This is a genomic window from Arthrobacter sp. Soil_N43 (assembly GCF_057655195.1).
Genome location: NZ_JBDGML010000097.1, coordinates 1 through 16511 on the forward strand (window position 1 = coordinate 1; position 16511 = coordinate 16511).

The window sequence follows — 16511 nt, forward strand, 5'->3', positions numbered from 1 at the left end:
GTCGCCGGACCGGGACGACGGCTATGACGTCACGGACTTCTACGGCGTGGACCACCGGCTGGGCACCATGGGCGACCTTGTGGAGTTCATCCGCACGGCCAAGGACCGCGGCATGAGGGTGATCGCGGATTTCGTGGTCAACCACACGTCCAACCAGCACCCGTGGTTCCTGGAAGCCCGCAAGTCCTTGGACAACCCGTACCGCGACTACTACGTGTGGCGGAAAGACACTCCGCCGGACACCTCCTCTGAGGTGGTGTTCCCGGGCGAGCAGACGTCCCTCTGGACGCAGGACGACGCCACCGGCGAGTGGTATCTGCACATGTTCGCCGAGCACCAGCCGGACCTCAACGTCACCAACCCCAAGGTCCGGAACGAGATCGCCAAGGCCATGGGACTCTGGCTGGAACTGGGCCTGGACGGTTTCCGGCTCGATGCCGTGCCGTTCTTCCTCGAGACGCGCGGCCAGCCCAAGGATGAGGCGGCCAGGATTGACCCGCACGACTACCTTTCCGCCCTGCGCAGCTTCGTCAGCCGGCGCAACGGCAGCGCGGTGCTGCTGGGCGAGGTGAACCTGCCGTACAAGGAGCAGCTGGAATACTTCGGCGGTGCCGAGGGCAACGAGCTGAACATGCAGTTCGACTTCATGTCCATGCAGCACATTTACCTGTCGCTGGCCCGCGGCGACGCCCGGCCGCTGGCGGAGACGCTGAAGAGCCGGCCGGCGCTGAATCCTGACAACCAGTGGGCCATGTTCGTCCGCAACCATGACGAGCTCACGCTCGATAAGCTTAGCGATGCCGAGCGCGAGGAGGTCTTTGCCGCGTTCGGCCCGGAGAAGAACATGCAGGTCTATGGCCGCGGGCTGCGGCGCAGGCTGCCGCCGATGCTCAACGGCGACGCCGGCAGGATCCGCATGGTGTATTCGCTGATGTTCTCGCTGCCGGGCACGCCCGTGCTCTATTACGGCGAAGAAATCGGGATGGGCGAGGACCTGCGGCAGAAGAGCCGGTCTGCCGTGCGCACGCCGATGCAGTGGAACGACGAAAAGAACGGCGGCTTCTCGGACGCCAAGGTCTCGGATCTTGTGCAACCGGTGGCACGCGGGGACTTCGGTCCTGCGAAGGTCAATGCGGCGGCGGCCAAGCGGGATCCGGACTCGCTGTGGAATTTCATCGCCACGCTCATCCAGCGCTACCGCGAGTCGCCGGAACTGGGCTGGGGTGACTTCGCCGTCATCGACCAGGCTGAGCCGGCGGTCTTCGCGCACACCTGCAGCTCGGCCGGGGCCACCCTGGTGCTGCTGCACAATTTCGGCGAGGACACCGTGAAAGTCAGCGGGAACGTCGGGCCGAAGGACAGCCCACGCCGGGCCTTCAAAGGCGCGGTCCTGCTGGACCTGTTCGACGGCGGCAATGAAGACCTGGAGCCCGACGGCGGGTTCACCGTCGAGCTGGGGCGCTACGGCTACCGCTGGTTCCGCGTGCACAAGCCCGGCGACAGGCTGGCTCCCTGAAGCCCGTCTTCAGAAGGGCCGGCTACAGGTTCCGGCGGAACACCTTCACTTCCCAGGGCCGCAGCCCGAGGCCGGGCGCCGCCGGGTAGTTGCCAAGCACCAGCTCGGCGTCGCCCCAGGAACCGTCAACGCCGGCCGACTGCCCGGTTCCCGAAAAGTTGCCCAGGACCAGCAGTTCGGCGTCAGGCAGGGAGCGCCGGAACGCGTAGACGTGTTCGTCGTCGGGCAGCAGCATGGTGAAGTCACCGTAGGCCACCACCGGATCGGCGTGGCGCAGCGCGATCACGCGGCGGTAGAAACTGAAGACCGAGTCGGGGTCGTCGACCTGCGCTGCGGCGTTGATGGTGTTGGCGTTCGGGTTGACCGCGATCCACGGCGCGCCCGTGGTGAAGCCGCCGTGACGGCTGGCATCCCACTGCACGGGCGTCCGGGCGTTGTCCCGGTTCAGCGGAGCCAGGGCCGCGAGGACCTCGGCATCGGTGTGGCCGAGGTGGGTGGTCGCCTCCCGGTGGTGGTTGAGAACCTCGATGTCGCGGTAGTCGCTGATGGCGCCGAACGCCATGTTCGTCATGCCCAGCTCTTCGCCTTGGTACACGTAGGGGGTGCCGCGGTGCAGGTGAAGGACGGCGGCCAGCATCTTGGCGGACTGCTCTCGGTATTCGCCGTCGTCCCCGAAGCGGGAGACGGCCCGGGCCTGGTCGTGGTTGCCCCAATAGAGGCTGTTCCAGCCGCGCTCCCCCAGGGCTTCCTGCCATCGGCCGAGGGATTTCTTCAGGTCGGTCAGCAGCAGCTTCTTGGGGCGCCACTTGTTGCCGCCCTCCTGGTCCAGGGCCACGTGCTCGAACTGGAACACCATGTCCACCTCCCGGCGTCCGGGGTCGGTAAACAGGACGGCGTCATCCACCGTCACCCCGGGCATCTCGCCCACGGTGAGCAGGTCCTTGTCCCGCCCGGCAAACACTTCCTGGTGCATCTCCTGCAGGAATTCATGGATGCGGGGGCCGCAGATGTAGTGGGGTCCTCCGTCGCCGAACAGCATGCCGTCGGCCCGGGGGCCGTCCGGCAGGGTCTGGTCCTTGGAGATGAAGTTGATGACGTCCATCCGGAAGCCGTCCACGCCGCGGTCCAGCCACCAGTTCATCATGTCGTGGACGGCGGCCCGGACCTCCGGGTTTTCCCAGTTGAGGTCCGGCTGTTTCCTCGAAAAGAGGTGGAGGTAGTACTCCCCGGTCGCGGCGTCGTACTCCCAGGCCGGGCCCGAGAACGCGGACCCCCAGTTATTGGGCTCTGCCCCAGCCGTGCCGGGCTCCGCCCCTTCCCGTGCGGGCCGCCACCAGTACCAGTCCCGCTTCGGGCTGTCCTTGCTGGAACGGGACTCCACGAACCAGGGGTGCTCGTCGGAGGTGTGGTTGACCACCAGGTCCATGACCAGCTTCATGCCGCGGGCGTGCAGGCCGTCAAGCAGCTCGTCCAGGGTCTCCAGCCCGCCGAAGACGGGGTCGATCTCCCGGTAGTCGCTGATGTCGTAGCCGTTGTCATCCTGCGGCGAGCGGTACACCGGGGAAAGCCAGACGACGTCGACGCCCAGCTTCTGAAGGTAGTCCAGCTTGCCGATGATCCCGCGGAGGTCGCCCACGCCGTCACCGTCGGAATCGGCGAAGCTGCGGGGGTAGATCTGGTACACGACGGCACTCTTGAACCATTCCCTGCCGGCCCGGTAGGTTGCTTCTTCCTCGGTTTCCTCGATGGTCATGGCTGGTTCCTCCCGGTCGGCGGCGTAGGGGCTGCGGGCCCAGTGAAAGTCTTGTCCGGGAAGGTTGCCGGGTCAATCCCCGCCCACAGCCACGCCAGCACCCGCCCGGAAAGGCGGGTGCCGGCGTCGTTCTTATGCGCTGCCAGAGAGTGCGTTGCCGGAACCGCAGTTACGGCTGGAGGCCCAGCATCGGCACCACCACGGGCGAGCCCGCGCGCCAGTCCAGCACGGCTGCCTGCGTCTGGCCTTCGCCGACGAGGACGTCCAGGGCGTTGGGATCGCCGGTGTCCGTGTCCCGGGACGGGATAGTGCCGTCGAAGACACCCGCTCCGCCGCCGAAGCGCCATTCCTTGATCCAGGCCGGGTCGCCGGCTTCCCAGTAGGCGCCGTCATAGACGGGCCGCACGTTGCCGATTCCCTCGCCGGACTCGGCGTTGCCGAACATGGCCACGGACATCCGGGCCGTCGCGGGATCCAGCCCGCCGAGGGCCGCCTTGGGCACGCGGGTGACGATCTGCCGCGCCTCCGGGACAGCCAGGAGCGAGACCGCGGAGGTGCGGGTGCCGTCCGGTGCGTACACGCCGGCGCCGTCGAACCGGCCGTCCGTGACGATCACCGAATCCCACGCATGCTCCAGGTTGATGTTGGTGCCGGGCAGTCCCGGGGTGGCCCCGCCCTCGCCCTTGCCCAGGTAGATATTGACGCGCTGGTGCGAGATCGCCTGGCCGCCCCAGGGGTTGGTCACTTCGCCGGCGATGGTGGCGACGAAGGCGTAGTCATCGCCGGCGTCGTAGACGTCCACTCCGGTCAGGTCAAAGGTGCCCGGAACGTATGCGCTGTTGGTCGGGTACCTGTAGGTTCCGGGGCCGTTGTCGTCGCCCGCAGGGTCGCTAAGGGCCCCGATCCGGCTGCCGTAGTAGAGGACCGTGCGGTCCTCTACGGCCGTGCCGCCGTCTGCGGCGACGGCTGCGACCGTGACTTTGTTCTTCGCGCCGGTGAGCGCGACGTCGAGGCTGAACGTTCCGTCAGTTACTGGCGCTTCCGTGGCAGTCCCGTTCACGGACACGTACACCTTCGCGGCGTTCGTGGTTCCGCGGACGACGGCGGTGGCCGAGTCCGCCGTCGACAGCGCCTCCGGTGCGGTGACGGAGAGTTCCGGGCTCGAGAGCGGTGTTCCGGCGGCGTAGCGGGCGGCAACGTTCTGTGGCGTTTCCACGGGGGCGCCGGCCTTCACGCCGGCGGCCAGGCGGACGTACTGGGCCATGGCCCAGGAGAGCGGCGACGCCGATCCGGTGCTGCGGCCCAGCTCGTGGCCGTAGGAGGTGGGCTCGTCCCGGTCCCAGACCTGCTCGGGGATCATGTAGCCGGCGTTGGCCGCGGAGTGCATGGTCTCCAGGTACGGCAGTGCGTCCTGGCCGTTGGCGAGCGCGTACTCGCCGCGTTCACCGCTGAGGAGGGGCCAAAGACGGCCGATGCCCGTGCCGTCCCAGGGCGAGCCGTCGGCCTTTTCGCCATAGCCGTCGTAGGTGTACCGGTGCCACATGCGGCCGCCGGGGGTTTCCTGGGAAATCGAGGCGTCGGTCTCGGCCAAAGAGTCCGCAACGTAGGGGTCCGCCGGTGCCTTGACGCCGAGCCGGACAAATTCCAGGAAGCCGCCGTCCAGGACGGCATTCTCAGGGTGCACTCCGGCGCCGTTCCCCCAGTCCCGGGTGGCGCCGTCGTTCGGGTTGCCGGTGGCGCTGATGCGCACGTAATACTTGCCGTTTCCCACCGGGCCGTTCGTGGTGAACATCCACTTTTCGGTGCTGCGCTGCCACTCGTCGGCGGTGGCGCGGTAAACGGCGGCGGAGCCGGCGTCGCCGTTCTTTCCGGCAAGGTCCGCCGCCGCGGCGAGTGCTGCGATCTGGGAGGCCAGCGTGGACGTCGAGTAGCCGCCGGTCTCCTCCCAGCGTTCCTGCGGCGTCTTGGGACCGGCCGCAACGAGATAGTCGGCTGCGGGCTTGAGTTCGTTCCGGTAGAAGCCGGCGTCGGTGCGGCCAATCTGGTTGGCCAGCAGGATGGGGAACGCCGTTTCGTCCAGCTGGATGCCGTTCTGGCCGATCGTGCCGTCCACACGTGAGGTCTGCGGGAAGTGCCCGTCCGGCTGCTGCTGGTATGTGAACAGCCATTCGACGCCGCGGGCTGCAGCCTCCTCATCGCCGGCAGCAAGGAGGGCAGTGACCGACTGGTACATGTCCCGCGCCCAGACGGCGTGGTAACCCTCGCGGTGGGTCTCGGCACTGGCCGCCTGGCCCCACGGGATGGTCAGCGAGGCGATGAAGGCGCCGGGGAAGGTCTTGTCCTCGTGGGACTTCACGGTCATGAGGGAAACGTCGTACTGCGTTCGCAGTGCGCCTGTGAGCGACGTGGCGGGCGCGTCAAGGGAGTTCAGATACTTCTTCCACTCCCCCGTGTAGCTTTTGCTCACCTTCTTATAGCCGGTGCCGAGGCTCGCCTTGGCGGTGGCGAGTGCTTCGGCCGTGTCCGCACCGAAGCCGAGGGCGAGCGAGAACTCGGTCTTCCCGCCTGCTGCCAGCGGAATCTGGCCGGTCTGGGAGATGTTGCCGGGGCCGGCGGTGGCGGACGCGTTGTCCAGCCGGCCGTCCGCGGCGAGGTCGGTCCACCCGTCGCTGGTTCCCACGTAGCCGTTGGCGACGGCGCCGAATCCCACGGAGGAAACGAGCGCGGTGGCAACGGGGGTGGCTGCGTCGGCGAGATCGGAGGCGAGGAGGGCGCCGTCGGTCACGCTGCCGGTGTCGCCGCCGGAGGTCCCGGCCAGCGACGGGTCCGAGAGGACGAACAGCTGGTAGTCGCCGCCGTCGAGCACTTCGAACGTGACGCCCAGCATCACGGTGGAGCGCCGGGGGTCGGTGACGTAGGTCTTGGTGAGCCGCCAGCGGCCGGCGTTGTCCGTGGTGGTCTGGCGGTAGCTGAGGGCTTTCGGATCGGTCAGTTCAACGGTGCGGGTGGTCTGCTCACTCTCGCGCTGGGCGGTGGTGCCGTCACTGACGGCGAACTGCAGCTCCCGCGTATTGGGGGTATCGGCACGAGGGTAGTAGACCTCGCTCATGGTGCCTTCGGTCAGGGTGTACCAGACCTTGGAGGCGGGGTTGAGGGACGTGCCGACCCCCTCCTTGTCCCCCTTGGTCCAGGTAGCGGCGGCTCCGGGCGAACCGGGCGGCTCGGCTGTTTCCGCGACGGCGGGGCTCAGGCCCAGCGCCGAAACGGCAACCGCCAGGGCGGTGGCACTGCAGGCGGATTTGAGGCGTTGCTTCATTGCTCTCCTCGGTGTGAGTGCGGGAAATTTGTCCGGCCAGAAAACCCCAGAAACTTCTGAGCCAAACCTTGGACAGGGTTTATTAATAGCTTTAATAAACCGCTGCCAGCTAGTATGGGAGAGCATTTGTCCGGACGTCAAGGGGGTACGGAAAGTATGTCGCCGAAGCGAACGGCCGCCACCGCTCCCGTCCTGCGGCGGATCACCGCGGAAGCCGTGCTGCAGGCGCTGGTGTCCGGGCACGAGCTCACCGCCGGGGACCTCATGTCGGCAACCGGCCTTTCACGGCCCACGGTGCACTCTGTCTGCGACGAACTGATCGGCCGCGGCTGGGTGACGGAAACCGGGGCAGGTCCCGCTCCGTCATCGGCTGGACAACGCACCGCGATACAGATGGCGGCCAGCACCGGCGGCAGGCCCTCGCGCCGGTATGCCCTGAACGCCGGTGCAGGGCTGGTTGCCGGCATCGACTTGGGGGCCACCAAGATTTCCTGCTGCCTGGCCGATCTCCGGGGACGGATCGTGGTGGAAACCACCGAGCCGTGGCGGGACGAACATGTGGGCGCGCCCGAGCGCGTCATGATCGCACGGCGGATCATGAAGGAGCTGCTCGCCGCAGCCGGCAGGGATCCCGGCCGCGTGCTGGCTGCGGGAATGGCCGTTCCGGCCCCGGTCACAGACGACGGCCATGCGGTTGCCCTCGAGTCCTATCTGCCAGGCATGGCAGCCCTGGACCTGCGCACGGCGCTTCGGCCGGACTTCGACTGGCCGCTGCTGGTGGACAACGACGCGAACCTGGCCGTGATGGCCGAGCGCTGGCGGGGTGCCGCCCAAGGTGTGGACAACGTCATTGTCCTGCTTGCCGGATGGCGCCTCGGGGCCGGCATCTGCCTCGGCGGGCGGCTGATCCGCGGTGCCGGGGCAGCGGGTGAGATGCGCTTCCTGGAGCTCGTGGAGGGCGTGGGCAACACCGACGCCGTCGGAGGCATGTGCCGGGAGCTTGGCGCCGTTGCCGCTGCCGAGATTGTCGCCGGCGACCGCCCGGCAGCACCGGAGGACAGCGTCCTCGTGGAACTGTGTGCCGGTGACCCGGAGACCGTCACGGCCGAAATGGTGGTGGAGGCTGCCCGCCGCGGCGACCAGGCCGCCGTCGAGGTGGTGGACGTCGTCATGGAACGCACGGCGCGGGCGGCGGCGGTGGTAAGCACACTGCTGGACCCGGAGCTGCTGGTCCTGGCCGGCGGGCCAGCCGACGCCGGCGACGTGCTGCTTCCAGTTTTCGACCACCATCTGGGCAGGCTGAACTCGGTGCGGCCCAGGCTGGCGGCATCCATGCTCGGGGACCATGCGGCGCTTATGGGGTCCGTCCGCGCGGCGCTGGACCACGCCTTCGAACACCTCCTTGACTAGACCCTGCAGGCGGCAGCCGCTTTCCCCGCGAAACGGGCACGGCGCCTGAAACTAACCGGGCCCTAACGGGCAGGAAACGAAGGCGCAACAATGTCCCGCCAGACTGGACTTGCCGGCAATAGCAGGCGCCAGCTCCAGCCCAGGAGGCCATGCCATGTTGAAGGAAGCCAAAGTACACACGAGGCGCGTCCGCGCCCTGGACCAGCTCCACCGCGGGGATGAGATCGAAGCCCGCCTCTCGGTGGGCCCCAATTACGACGACGTCATCATCCGCCGCGGCAGCGTCGAGGAGACAGCGCCCGGGATCGGCGTCGTCTGGATCATGGACCATCACACGGGCATGCGCAAAGCAATCAATGCCGATGAGTGCAGCGTTTGGCGCGTCGCCTGAGCCAGCTACCCCCCGGCCACGGACTGAATGATCAGCACTTCCTGGCCGGCAGCAACTTCCGTGTCCAGGCCTTGCAGACGACGGACCTCGTCACCGTTCACGTAAATATTCACGTAGCGGCGGAGGGCACCGGTCTCGTCCCGCAGGCGCCTGGCCAGCACCGGGTAGTCCCCGGTCACGGCATCAAGCAACCAGCCCACAGTCACCGTCCCGTCGGCGGGCGCAGTCAGCAAGGACTGCCCGCCGGCGAGCGGCTGGAGGACGCTGGGAAGCACCACGCTGATCTCAGCCACAGGCGGACCTCATGCCGGCGACACGACCGCAGCATCCGCCACGACCGCAGCGCGGACGCACAGGACGTCCGGCAGGTGCGATGCCACCTCCGCGAACGTTTCGCCCTCGTCGGCGCTGGCGTACACGGCGCCTCCGCGCGTGCCGAAGTACACGCCGACCGGTTCGGCGGCATCCACCGCTGCGGCGTCACGGAGCACGGCGTTGAACTCGGACTGCGGCAGGCCTGCGTCCAGCCGCTTCCAGGTTCCGCCGGCGTCGTCCGTGCGGTGCACGGCAAGCTTGCCTTCGGGCGGAATCCGCTCGCCGTCGGCCTTTAGCGGAACCACCCATGCCGTGCCGGCCCTCCGCGGGTGGGTCAGCATCACAAAGCCGAAATCAGCGGGCAGGCCCTCGGCAATGGATTGCCAGCTTTCGGCGTTGTCGTCAGTGCGGTAGACGCCGTGGTGGTTCTGCGCATAGAGGCGGCCTTCGACGGCGGCATCCGCAGCGATCTTGTGCACGCACTGGCCGAATTCCGGGTTGGGGTCCGGCATGAAGTAAGCCGAAATGCCCCTGTTCCGCGGCTCCCAGGACGTTCCGCCGTCGAGTGAACGGTAAACGCCGCCGGTGCTCATGGCCACATGCACGTTGTCTCCGGACGGGTTGACGACGATCGAATGTGCGGCGGCACCGCCGTAGCCTGCGCCCCATTCACTGCGGTGCGGGTGATCCCACAGTCCACGGTTGAGTTCAAAGTGCTCGCCGCCGTCGGTGGACTTCCAGACCGAAATCGGCTCGGCACCGGCCCACACCACGCCGGGCCGCGACTCGGCATCGGGGTGGATCTGCCAAATGCGTTCCACGGCGGCGTCGGTGCCCTCGGGAAACTTGATGGCGCCCTGTTCCGGTTCGGTCCAGGTGGCGCCGAGATCATCCGAATGGGCGACTGTGGGCCCCCAGTGTTCGGAGCGCACCCCCACCATGACCCGGGTTCGGCCGTCCCGTGTGTCGATTCCGATGCTCGGGATCTCGCTCATCAGGAAGTGCGGGCCGGAGAAGGACCATTGCCGGCGGTCCTGGCTGGTCGCCAGCCAGAGTCCTTTTTTGGTCCCGATCGCTAAGAGGTACGTCTCTGGGGTAGCCATGAAGCCCATCGAACCACTCAGGCCAGGCAGCCGCAATGGTTTTGCCCGGCAATCAGTGGACGGGACAGCTCAGCCCTTGGACAGGAAGCGTGTCCGGGCCGCGGCCCGCAGCTCGCCGCGGCGCCGCTTGCGCCACCAGCGGCGGACCAGGTCGACGGCGGCCAGCAGTCCGGCCATCGGGGACAGCACCGCGACGGCGTAGACGAAAAGCAGCCAGGTCAGTGTCGCGAGGGGCGGCTGGCTCCTGCTCAACAGCGAGAGGCCACCGAATAAACCCGCAGTCCAGAAAAGCACCACAAACACCAGCACGGCTGCCGCCGGAAAATACTCATTCCGCACGACTTTCATCAGGGTCCTCATGCCCGTGCCCCCACCCTTTCCCCACAAACGGCCTGTTTGTTCCAGTATGCGACGCGCCGGGCGGAGTTCCTGCCGCGCCACGGTCGGATGTGAGCAAAGAGACCCCGGCCGGACGGCGAATCAGGCGTAGAGACCGGCCAGGAGCCCAATGACCTCTGTGCGCTCACGGCGCGGGTCGGTTCTGGACCACGCCAGGCTCACAGGCACAGGCGGGGTGTCGCGCAGGCATGTTCCCGCCACCACGTTCGGTGTCCTGATGAGCATCAACCCCGTCTTCGCCGCACTGATCGGAGCGGCGGCACTGCACGAAGGGATCAATGCACTCACCTGGGCCGGCATAGGCCTCATCGTGTGCAGCAACGCCGCCGTTCTGCTGCTTCCGGCCCGGACGGGTGTTCGAGCCGGCCTGGATCCTGCCCCGCCGATGAGCGAGGGCTCTGCTGATCCGGGTACTGGCAGTACCTCCCTGCCGGCCGGCGCTCCGCGGTAGCGTGGAGGCGTGGACAACAGGATGGCGGTGCGCGAGTTCCTCGCCTCGAGACGGGCCAAGATCACTCCAGAAATGGCCGGGCTGACCTTTGTGCACGGCCGGCGCCGGGTCCCCGGCCTGCGCCGTGAAGAGGTGGCGATGCTGGCCGGGGTCAGCGTGGATTACTACACGAAGCTCGAGCGCGGGAACCTGGCCGGCACCTCCGAAAGTGTCCTCGACGCCATCGCCGGGGCGCTGAAGCTTGACGACTCCGAACGCGAGCACCTGTACAACCTTGCCCGTGCAGCCGGGCCCTCCGCCCGGACCCGGCAACGCCCCCTTCAAAGCGGAACGGTCCGTCCCACGCTGCAATTCATGCTCGACTCCATCACAACGGCGCCGGCCATCATCGGCAACCACTACATGGACATCGTGGCGGCCAACCAGCTCGGCTATGCCCTGTACTCGGAGATGTACCGCGGATCCACGAGGCCTGCCAACCACTCCCGGTTTATCTTCCTCGATCCCAGGGCCCGGGACTTCTACCCCGACTGGGAGCTGGCAGCCAACACCAACGTGGCCTTGTTGCGCACGCAGAGCGGGCGCAATCCCTTCGACAAGCGCCTTGCCGACCTGGTCGGGGAGCTGTCCATGCGCAGCGAAGAATTCCGTAAGCGCTGGGCCGCCCACAACGTCCGGCGCCATCACGCAGGGACCAAGGTTTTCCGCCACCCGGTGGTAGGAGAACTCGAACTTGCCTACGAATCCATGGAGCTCGCCATGGATCCTGGCTTCAGTCTGATCATCTACCCCGCCGTGCCCGGATCCCCCTCAGATGAAAGACTCCGCCTGCTCGCCAGCTGGGCAGCAACTGAACGAGTCCAGGACCTGGCCGGCGGCACCCCAGGGGGCATGACTGTGACGCAACGCCAGACGTGACCCTGAATCGGACGCTATAAAGCCGCCGCGTATGTGGAGCGCGTCAGTCCACGAATTCCGACTGTGTCTCGATGAAATCCCACTCGGCTTCGGTCAGGACGCCCTGCGGGGTATCCGGATGGGGGCCCCCGGCTTCTGCGATTCCCTGCATGACGAAGAGCGGAAGCTCCTCGGCACGGAGGTGTTCCCTGAGCCACTCTTTGCTCTTCAGGTCCAGATCAAGCCACCACATGTAAATTTGCATGTCCGCCGCCTCTCTACGACTCAACGCTATGCGCGCCGCACTCCGGATACAAGGGACGCGCAGCATTCAGCATGCGGGCCGGCGGGAGCGCCGCCCCGGCCCCCTGCCGGACAAACGCCCAGCTCAAAGGCTAGTCAATCCCCAGCGCGGGGAACACAATTGAGTATGCCTCCAGAGCGCTTCAGCGGCCCGCCTCCCCTGCTCGTCGGCGTAGTTCCCGGCCAGCATCCCGAAGTGCTTCAGACCGCCGTCGCCCTCGCCCAACAGCTGATGGCACCCCTGCTCTTTGCCTACGTGGACGAGGCCAGCTACCTCGTGGAGTGGGATCCGGCGCGTTCCACGCACCGCCTCTCCCTCCATCCGGACAAGAACGACGACGACATCCGGTCCGTGACGGAAGACCTCAAGTCCGTTATTGTCTCCGCCGTCCGGCCCGGGCCACCCACGGAGTGGACCCTCCGCACCCTGGCCGGCGATCCGGCCAGGGCACTCGGAAGGCTCGCGGCGGAGGTGAACGCCCCCATGATCATCGTGGGGACGCCGGAACGCGGGTTCGGGCACCGCATTACGGAGCTCCTTAACGGCTCCGTTGCCGCCTGGCTCACCCATCATCAAAGCCGTCCGGTCCTGGTGGTGCCGTTCAAGATGCCCGCCCACGAAGAACAGCCGGAATGAGTCTTTTCGGGGTGAAATGCCGGCATTTCCGCCGTCCCGAAAGTAAAGCGAAAGTAGTTATTCGAGGTGGTGGCGAACATCGTTACGCCCAAGTAGGCTGGAGTTCGCAGGTTGATCAAGTGCCTGCCTAAAGACCGCTCCGGAGTGCGTATCCCCCAATAACGCACTCCGGAGCTTTTTTGTGCCCGAATAGGGTGGCGCGCCAACGGATGCCTCAGCGCGGCAGAACTCCCGTTGACTGATACCCCCTAGGGGTATAAGTTGGAGATATGGACACTCCCGAAGCACCAACGGCTGCGGTCAGAAAAGAGTCTGAGACCGCGGAATCACCGCCTGAGCACGGCTATACCGCGGACAAGGATGCCTACTTGCGCAGGCTCCGCCGCATCGAAGGCCAAGTGCGGGGAATCGCGCGGATGGTGGAGGAGGACAAGTACTGCATCGACATCCTGACCCAGGTCGCCGCCGTCACCAAGGCGCTGCACGCGGTCAGCCTCGGCCTCGTCGAGGAACACATCGGCCACTGCGTCATCGGCGCAGCCTCGGAGCCCGATCCCGGCCTGCGGGCCGAGGCGATCGACCTCAAAGTGAAGGAAGCCGCGGACGCCATCGGGCGCCTGCTGCGGTAACGGCAAAACCATCCATCCAGCCGGCCCACCGGCCGGCCCATCACAGGAGTCAGCAATGAGCACCATCTCCACCACCGTCCATGTTTCCGGGATGACCTGCGGACACTGTGTGTCGGCCGTCAGTGAAGAGCTCGAATCGCTCGACGGCGTCGAGGAAATCGACATTGATCTCAATGCCGGCGGCGTCTCCAAGGTCACCATCACCTCTACGCAGGAACTGTCCCCGTCCGAAATCGGCGAAGCCGTAGCCGAAGCCGGCTACCTCGTTGTCGCCAACGAGGCCTAGAGCCCACTCCCTGCACCCCACGCACAGCCGCCCAGGAGCCGCCATGAGCGCCGACCAACTGCCAAGCCGACCCGGCAACAGGGTCATCGAACTCGAAATCGAGGGGATGACCTGCGCATCCTGTGTCAACCGGGTGGAAAAGAAGCTCGGCAAGCTCGATGGTGTCCAGGCATCGGTTAACCTCCCGCTGGAATCGGCCCACGTCACGGTTCCGGCCGGCATCACAGACCAGCAGATTACGGACCAAGTGGCATCGGCAGGCTACAAGGCCACCATCAAACGGCCGGAGCGTACAGAGCATGCCGCCGGTGGCGCCACTCGAGGCGCCCACGAGGACCACATGGCGCACGGCGGCACCGCCCAGGCACTCAGGCCCCGCGTGATCGCCGCGGCCCTCCTGACGGTTCCGGTTTTCCTCATCTCGATGCTTCCGGCCTTCCAGTTCCCCAACTGGGGCTGGGTTGCCGCGGCTTTGGCTCTCCCGGTGGTCAGCTGGGCCGCGTGGCCGTTCCACAGGGCGGCGGCCATCAACGCCAGGCACCTGGCGTCCACCATGGACACGCTGGTGTCCCTCGGCGTCATCGCCGCCTACACCTTCTCGGCCGGACAGCTGCTCGCCGATCCACGGCTCACCGAGCATCCCGGCATGGAAGGGATGAGCGGATCCGGCGGCCTGTACTTCGAGGTCGCCGCAGTGGTCACCACCTTCCTGCTGCTGGGCCGCTTCCTCGAAGCGAACGCCAAGGCAAAGGCAGGCGATGCCCTCAAGGCGCTGCTCAACCTCGGGGCCAAGGACGCCACGGTACTGGCCAACGGCTCCGAAGTGAAGATCCCCGCCGATCAGCTGGCCGTGAACGACGTCATTGTGGTGCGCCCGGGCGAGAAGATCGCCACCGACGGCGTCGTCATCGACGGCTCATCCGCCGTCGACGCCTCCCTGGTGACCGGCGAAGCGGTGCCCGTTGAAGTGGGCCCGGGCAGCCCCGTCACCGGCGCCACCATCAATACCTCCGGCCGACTGCTGGTCCGCGCCACCCGCGTCGGAGCGGAAACGACGCTGGCGCAGATGGGCCGCCTCGTGGCCCAGGCACAGACCGGAAAGGCCCCGATCGCGCGCCTCGCGGACCGCATCAGCGCAGTCTTCGTCCCCGTCGTCCTCGCCATCGCGGTCCTCACGTTTGCGGCCTGGCTGCTGCTTGCGGGTCCGGACATGACCGGTCCCGAGGTGCGCGCTGCATTCACGGCGGCAGTCGCGGTGCTGGTGATCGCCTGCCCCTGCGCGTTGGGCCTGGCCACTCCGGTGGGACTCCTGACCGGCACCGGCCGGGGCGCCCAGCTGGGCATCCTGATCCGTGGCCCGCAGGTGCTGGAGGACACGCGCACCGCGGACACCATCCTGCTGGACAAGACGGGCACCGTCACAAGCGGTCACCTGGCCGTCGATTCCACCGTTGCCTTCGAACCATTCAGTGAGGCCGACGTGCTGCGTCTCGCCGGTGCCGTGGAAGCCGCCTCCGAGCACCCTATCGCCCACGCCATTGCCGCAGCCGCGCGCGCTGCCGTGCCCGCGGCGGCAGTGTCCGACGGCGGCCGGCTTCCCGCCGTCGTGGACTTCCGTTCCGCTCCCGGCGGCGGAGTGGCGGGAACGGTGGAAGGACGGCCGGTGGTTGCCGGGCGGACCGGCTGGCTCCGGGAGAATGGCGTGTCCCCGGACCCGGCAATGCTCGACGCACTGGGAGCCGCTGAGGATTCAGGGGCCACCGCCATCTGGGTCGCCGTAGACGGCGAGCCCGCCGGCATCATCTCGCTGCGGGACACGATCAAGCCGGGCTCCGAGGCCGCCATCAGCCGGCTCCGGCGGCTGGGCCTGCGGCCCATCCTGCTGACCGGCGACAACGGCGCCGTGGCCGCCCACGTGGCCGCCGCCGTCGGAATCCCTGCGGAGGACGTTTTCGCGGAGGTGCTCCCCGAGGGCAAGGTGGACGCGGTCCGCCGGCTGCAGGCCGGCGGGGCAACGGTGGCCATGGCCGGCGACGGTGTCAACGACGCCCCTGCCCTGGCGCAGGCGGACCTGGGCATCGCGATGGGTTCCGGCACGGACGTGGCCATTGAGGCAGCGGACCTGACGGTCATGGGCAACGACCTCGGTCACGTGGCAACCGCCATCGAGCTGTCCCGCCGCACCCTGGCCACCATCAAGACCAACCTGTTCTGGGCATTCTTCTACAACGCCGTGGGCATTCCGGTCGCTGCGCTCGGACTGCTCAACCCGATGATCGCAGGCGTGGCCATGGCCGCCAGTTCCGTCCTGGTGGTGGCGAACTCCCTGCGGCTGCGCGGATTCGGCAGGTAGGTTCCCGCCTGGATTCCCCGGCCGCCGTTCAGGCGGCGCCGAAGCGGACGGCCGCCCTGGCCTTCGCCTTAGCGGCTTCCTCGGCCCGGTCCTTGGCCGGGGCGTGCGTTACGAGGGCATCGAGCAGGTGCTGCGTAGCGTGCGCCACCTCATGCACGGCACGTTCGAAGGCTTCCTCGTTGGCCTTGGATGGTCTGTTGCTGCCGCTGATCTTACGCACGTACTGGAGCGCGGCGGCGTGCACCTCCTCGGACGTGGCGTGCGGCTCGTAGTTGTGGAGGGTTCGGATGTTCCGGCACATACGGCCATGCTAGGCTCTGGATCGCCTGAAATCGACCCTCCGGACACTCTCGGGGAGGGCGCCGCAGCCATGGGGAGGACTGCATGGGGAGCGCTGCCCATCGACACCGTTTTGTCGTGGAGGATAGCTTGTAGGCAATGGATCTTCCGGACGAGCCGGAGGCCGCTGGGGATGCCGACTGGATCGGGTCCGTTGATTAAAGGAGATATCGAATGGCTATGTGGGGCGCAGACATTGCTCAGCTGAAGGACCTGGGCACCAAGCTTCAGGCTGGTTCAGCTGAGATCGAGAAGCAGAAGAACATGCTGGCCCGGGCCCTCCAGAGCACGGACTGGAAGGGGCCGGACGCTGACAAGTTCCGCAGCGAGTGGGAAGGCCAGCACGCCAACGCCCTTGCCAAGGTTGCACAGGCGCTCGAGGAAGCCGGGAAGCAGGCTTCCCGCAACGCCAC

Annotated in this window: 17 protein-coding genes; 10 read left to right on the plus strand and 7 right to left on the minus strand. The window is 67.2% G+C overall.

The window, feature by feature from the left end; genetic code table 11:
- On the plus strand, positions 1-1516 hold a 1516-nt coding region (locus tag AC3A3W_RS12660; protein ID WP_487443272.1), incomplete at its 5' end, for an alpha-amylase family glycosyl hydrolase.
- A 22-nt stretch (positions 1517-1538) separates the two neighbouring features.
- Here AC3A3W_RS12660 and AC3A3W_RS12665 read toward each other — a convergent pair.
- Both AC3A3W_RS12665 and AC3A3W_RS12670 read right to left on the minus strand, forming a co-directional pair.
- On the minus strand, positions 1539-3269 hold the full coding sequence (locus AC3A3W_RS12665) for a glycoside hydrolase family 13 protein (protein WP_487443274.1): 1731 nt from the start codon (positions 3267-3269) through the stop codon (positions 1539-1541).
- 169 nt (positions 3270-3438) lie between these two features.
- The gene (locus AC3A3W_RS12670; protein WP_487443276.1) at positions 3439-6585 is read right to left on the minus strand and encodes a glucan 1,4-alpha-glucosidase; all 3147 of its coding nucleotides are present in this window, start codon (positions 6583-6585) and stop codon (positions 3439-3441) included.
- A gap of 156 nt (positions 6586-6741) precedes the next feature.
- Between AC3A3W_RS12670 and AC3A3W_RS12675 the strand changes: the two genes are divergently transcribed.
- Positions 6742-7995 (plus strand): ROK family transcriptional regulator, encoded by a 1254-nt coding sequence (locus AC3A3W_RS12675; RefSeq protein WP_487443278.1) that lies wholly within the window; start codon positions 6742-6744, stop codon positions 7993-7995.
- Between the two features lie 154 nt (positions 7996-8149).
- On the plus strand, positions 8150-8386 hold the full coding sequence (locus tag AC3A3W_RS12680; RefSeq protein WP_487443280.1) for a hypothetical protein: 237 nt from the start codon (positions 8150-8152) through the stop codon (positions 8384-8386).
- A gap of 5 nt (positions 8387-8391) precedes the next feature.
- Here the strand turns inward: AC3A3W_RS12680 and AC3A3W_RS12685 are convergent, their stop codons facing one another.
- From AC3A3W_RS12685 to AC3A3W_RS12695, 3 genes are read right to left on the minus strand one after another with little or no spacing between them, the layout of a single operon-like run.
- The gene (locus tag AC3A3W_RS12685) at positions 8392-8679 is read right to left on the minus strand and encodes a MoaD/ThiS family protein (RefSeq protein ID WP_309994074.1); all 288 of its coding nucleotides are present in this window, start codon (positions 8677-8679) and stop codon (positions 8392-8394) included.
- A gap of 9 nt (positions 8680-8688) precedes the next feature.
- Positions 8689-9813 carry a WD40/YVTN/BNR-like repeat-containing protein gene (locus tag AC3A3W_RS12690; RefSeq protein WP_487443282.1) on the minus strand — a complete coding sequence of 375 codons (1125 nt, stop codon included), beginning with the start codon at positions 9811-9813 and terminating at the stop codon, positions 8689-8691.
- Positions 9814-9873: 60 nt separating this feature from the next.
- Entirely contained in the window at positions 9874-10164 is a 291-nt protein-coding gene (locus AC3A3W_RS12695) for a hypothetical protein (RefSeq protein WP_487443284.1), read from the minus strand.
- Positions 10165-10312: 148 nt separating this feature from the next.
- Between AC3A3W_RS12695 and AC3A3W_RS12700 the strand changes: the two genes are divergently transcribed.
- Together AC3A3W_RS12700 and AC3A3W_RS12705 are read left to right on the plus strand one after the other, a co-directional pair.
- Complete coding sequence (locus tag AC3A3W_RS12700) at positions 10313-10654, plus strand: EamA family transporter (RefSeq protein ID WP_487443285.1); 342 nt, start codon at positions 10313-10315, stop codon at positions 10652-10654.
- Positions 10655-10663: 9 nt separating this feature from the next.
- On the plus strand, positions 10664-11572 hold the full coding sequence (locus AC3A3W_RS12705; protein WP_487443287.1) for a helix-turn-helix transcriptional regulator: 909 nt from the start codon (positions 10664-10666) through the stop codon (positions 11570-11572).
- Positions 11573-11615: 43 nt separating this feature from the next.
- Here AC3A3W_RS12705 and AC3A3W_RS12710 read toward each other — a convergent pair whose 3' ends face one another.
- Positions 11616-11816, minus strand: a complete 201-nt coding sequence (locus AC3A3W_RS12710) for a hypothetical protein (protein WP_487443289.1) — start codon at positions 11814-11816, stop codon at positions 11616-11618.
- Positions 11817-11981: 165 nt separating this feature from the next.
- On the opposite strand from AC3A3W_RS12710, the gene AC3A3W_RS12715 reads away from it, so the two are divergent.
- The 4 genes from AC3A3W_RS12715 (at position 11982) to AC3A3W_RS12730 (ending at position 15759) form a co-directional block, all read left to right on the plus strand.
- Entirely contained in the window at positions 11982-12491 is a 510-nt protein-coding gene (locus tag AC3A3W_RS12715) for a universal stress protein (RefSeq protein ID WP_487443299.1), read from the plus strand.
- A gap of 269 nt (positions 12492-12760) precedes the next feature.
- Positions 12761-13120 carry a metal-sensitive transcriptional regulator gene (locus AC3A3W_RS12720; protein WP_487443291.1) on the plus strand — a complete coding sequence of 120 codons (360 nt, stop codon included), beginning with the start codon at positions 12761-12763 and terminating at the stop codon, positions 13118-13120.
- Positions 13121-13175: 55 nt separating this feature from the next.
- Positions 13176-13406 carry a heavy-metal-associated domain-containing protein gene (locus AC3A3W_RS12725; RefSeq protein ID WP_487443292.1) on the plus strand — a complete coding sequence of 77 codons (231 nt, stop codon included), beginning with the start codon at positions 13176-13178 and terminating at the stop codon, positions 13404-13406.
- A 43-nt stretch (positions 13407-13449) separates the two neighbouring features.
- Complete coding sequence (locus AC3A3W_RS12730) at positions 13450-15759, plus strand: heavy metal translocating P-type ATPase (RefSeq protein ID WP_487443294.1); 2310 nt, start codon at positions 13450-13452, stop codon at positions 15757-15759.
- 28 nt (positions 15760-15787) lie between these two features.
- Here the strand turns inward: AC3A3W_RS12730 and AC3A3W_RS12735 are convergent, their stop codons facing one another.
- Positions 15788-16060: a DUF2277 domain-containing protein gene (locus AC3A3W_RS12735; protein ID WP_487443296.1), complete on the minus strand. Its 273-nt coding sequence runs from the start codon at positions 16058-16060 to the stop codon at positions 15788-15790.
- Between the two features lie 212 nt (positions 16061-16272).
- Here AC3A3W_RS12735 and AC3A3W_RS12740 point away from each other — a divergent pair.
- Positions 16273-16511: hypothetical protein (locus tag AC3A3W_RS12740; RefSeq protein ID WP_487443298.1), on the plus strand; the 239-nt coding region annotated here is incomplete at its 3' end.

Bases quoted from the DNA above. Each gene is read 5' to 3' on its own strand.
- AC3A3W_RS12690 (WP_487443282.1), bottom strand. From the start codon at position 9,813: ATGGGCTTCATGGCTACCCCAGAGACGTACCTCTTAGCGATCGGGACC.
- AC3A3W_RS12725 (WP_487443292.1), top strand. From the start codon at position 13,176: ATGAGCACCATCTCCACCACCGTCCATGTTTCCGGGATGACCTGCGGA.
- AC3A3W_RS12710 (WP_487443289.1), bottom strand. From the start codon at position 11,816: ATGCAAATTTACATGTGGTGGCTTGATCTGGACCTGAAGAGCAAAGAG.
- AC3A3W_RS12720 (WP_487443291.1), top strand. From the start codon at position 12,761: ATGGACACTCCCGAAGCACCAACGGCTGCGGTCAGAAAAGAGTCTGAG.
- AC3A3W_RS12680 (WP_487443280.1), top strand. From the start codon at position 8,150: ATGTTGAAGGAAGCCAAAGTACACACGAGGCGCGTCCGCGCCCTGGAC.
- AC3A3W_RS12715 (WP_487443299.1), top strand. From the start codon at position 11,982: ATGCCTCCAGAGCGCTTCAGCGGCCCGCCTCCCCTGCTCGTCGGCGTA.
- AC3A3W_RS12670 (WP_487443276.1), bottom strand. From the start codon at position 6,585: ATGAAGCAACGCCTCAAATCCGCCTGCAGTGCCACCGCCCTGGCGGTT.
- AC3A3W_RS12700 (WP_487443285.1), top strand. From the start codon at position 10,313: ATGACCTCTGTGCGCTCACGGCGCGGGTCGGTTCTGGACCACGCCAGG.
- AC3A3W_RS12665 (WP_487443274.1), bottom strand. From the start codon at position 3,269: ATGACCATCGAGGAAACCGAGGAAGAAGCAACCTACCGGGCCGGCAGG.
- AC3A3W_RS12675 (WP_487443278.1), top strand. From the start codon at position 6,742: ATGTCGCCGAAGCGAACGGCCGCCACCGCTCCCGTCCTGCGGCGGATC.
- AC3A3W_RS12695 (WP_487443284.1), bottom strand. From the start codon at position 10,164: ATGAGGACCCTGATGAAAGTCGTGCGGAATGAGTATTTTCCGGCGGCA.
- AC3A3W_RS12735 (WP_487443296.1), bottom strand. From the start codon at position 16,060: ATGTGCCGGAACATCCGAACCCTCCACAACTACGAGCCGCACGCCACG.
- AC3A3W_RS12730 (WP_487443294.1), top strand. From the start codon at position 13,450: ATGAGCGCCGACCAACTGCCAAGCCGACCCGGCAACAGGGTCATCGAA.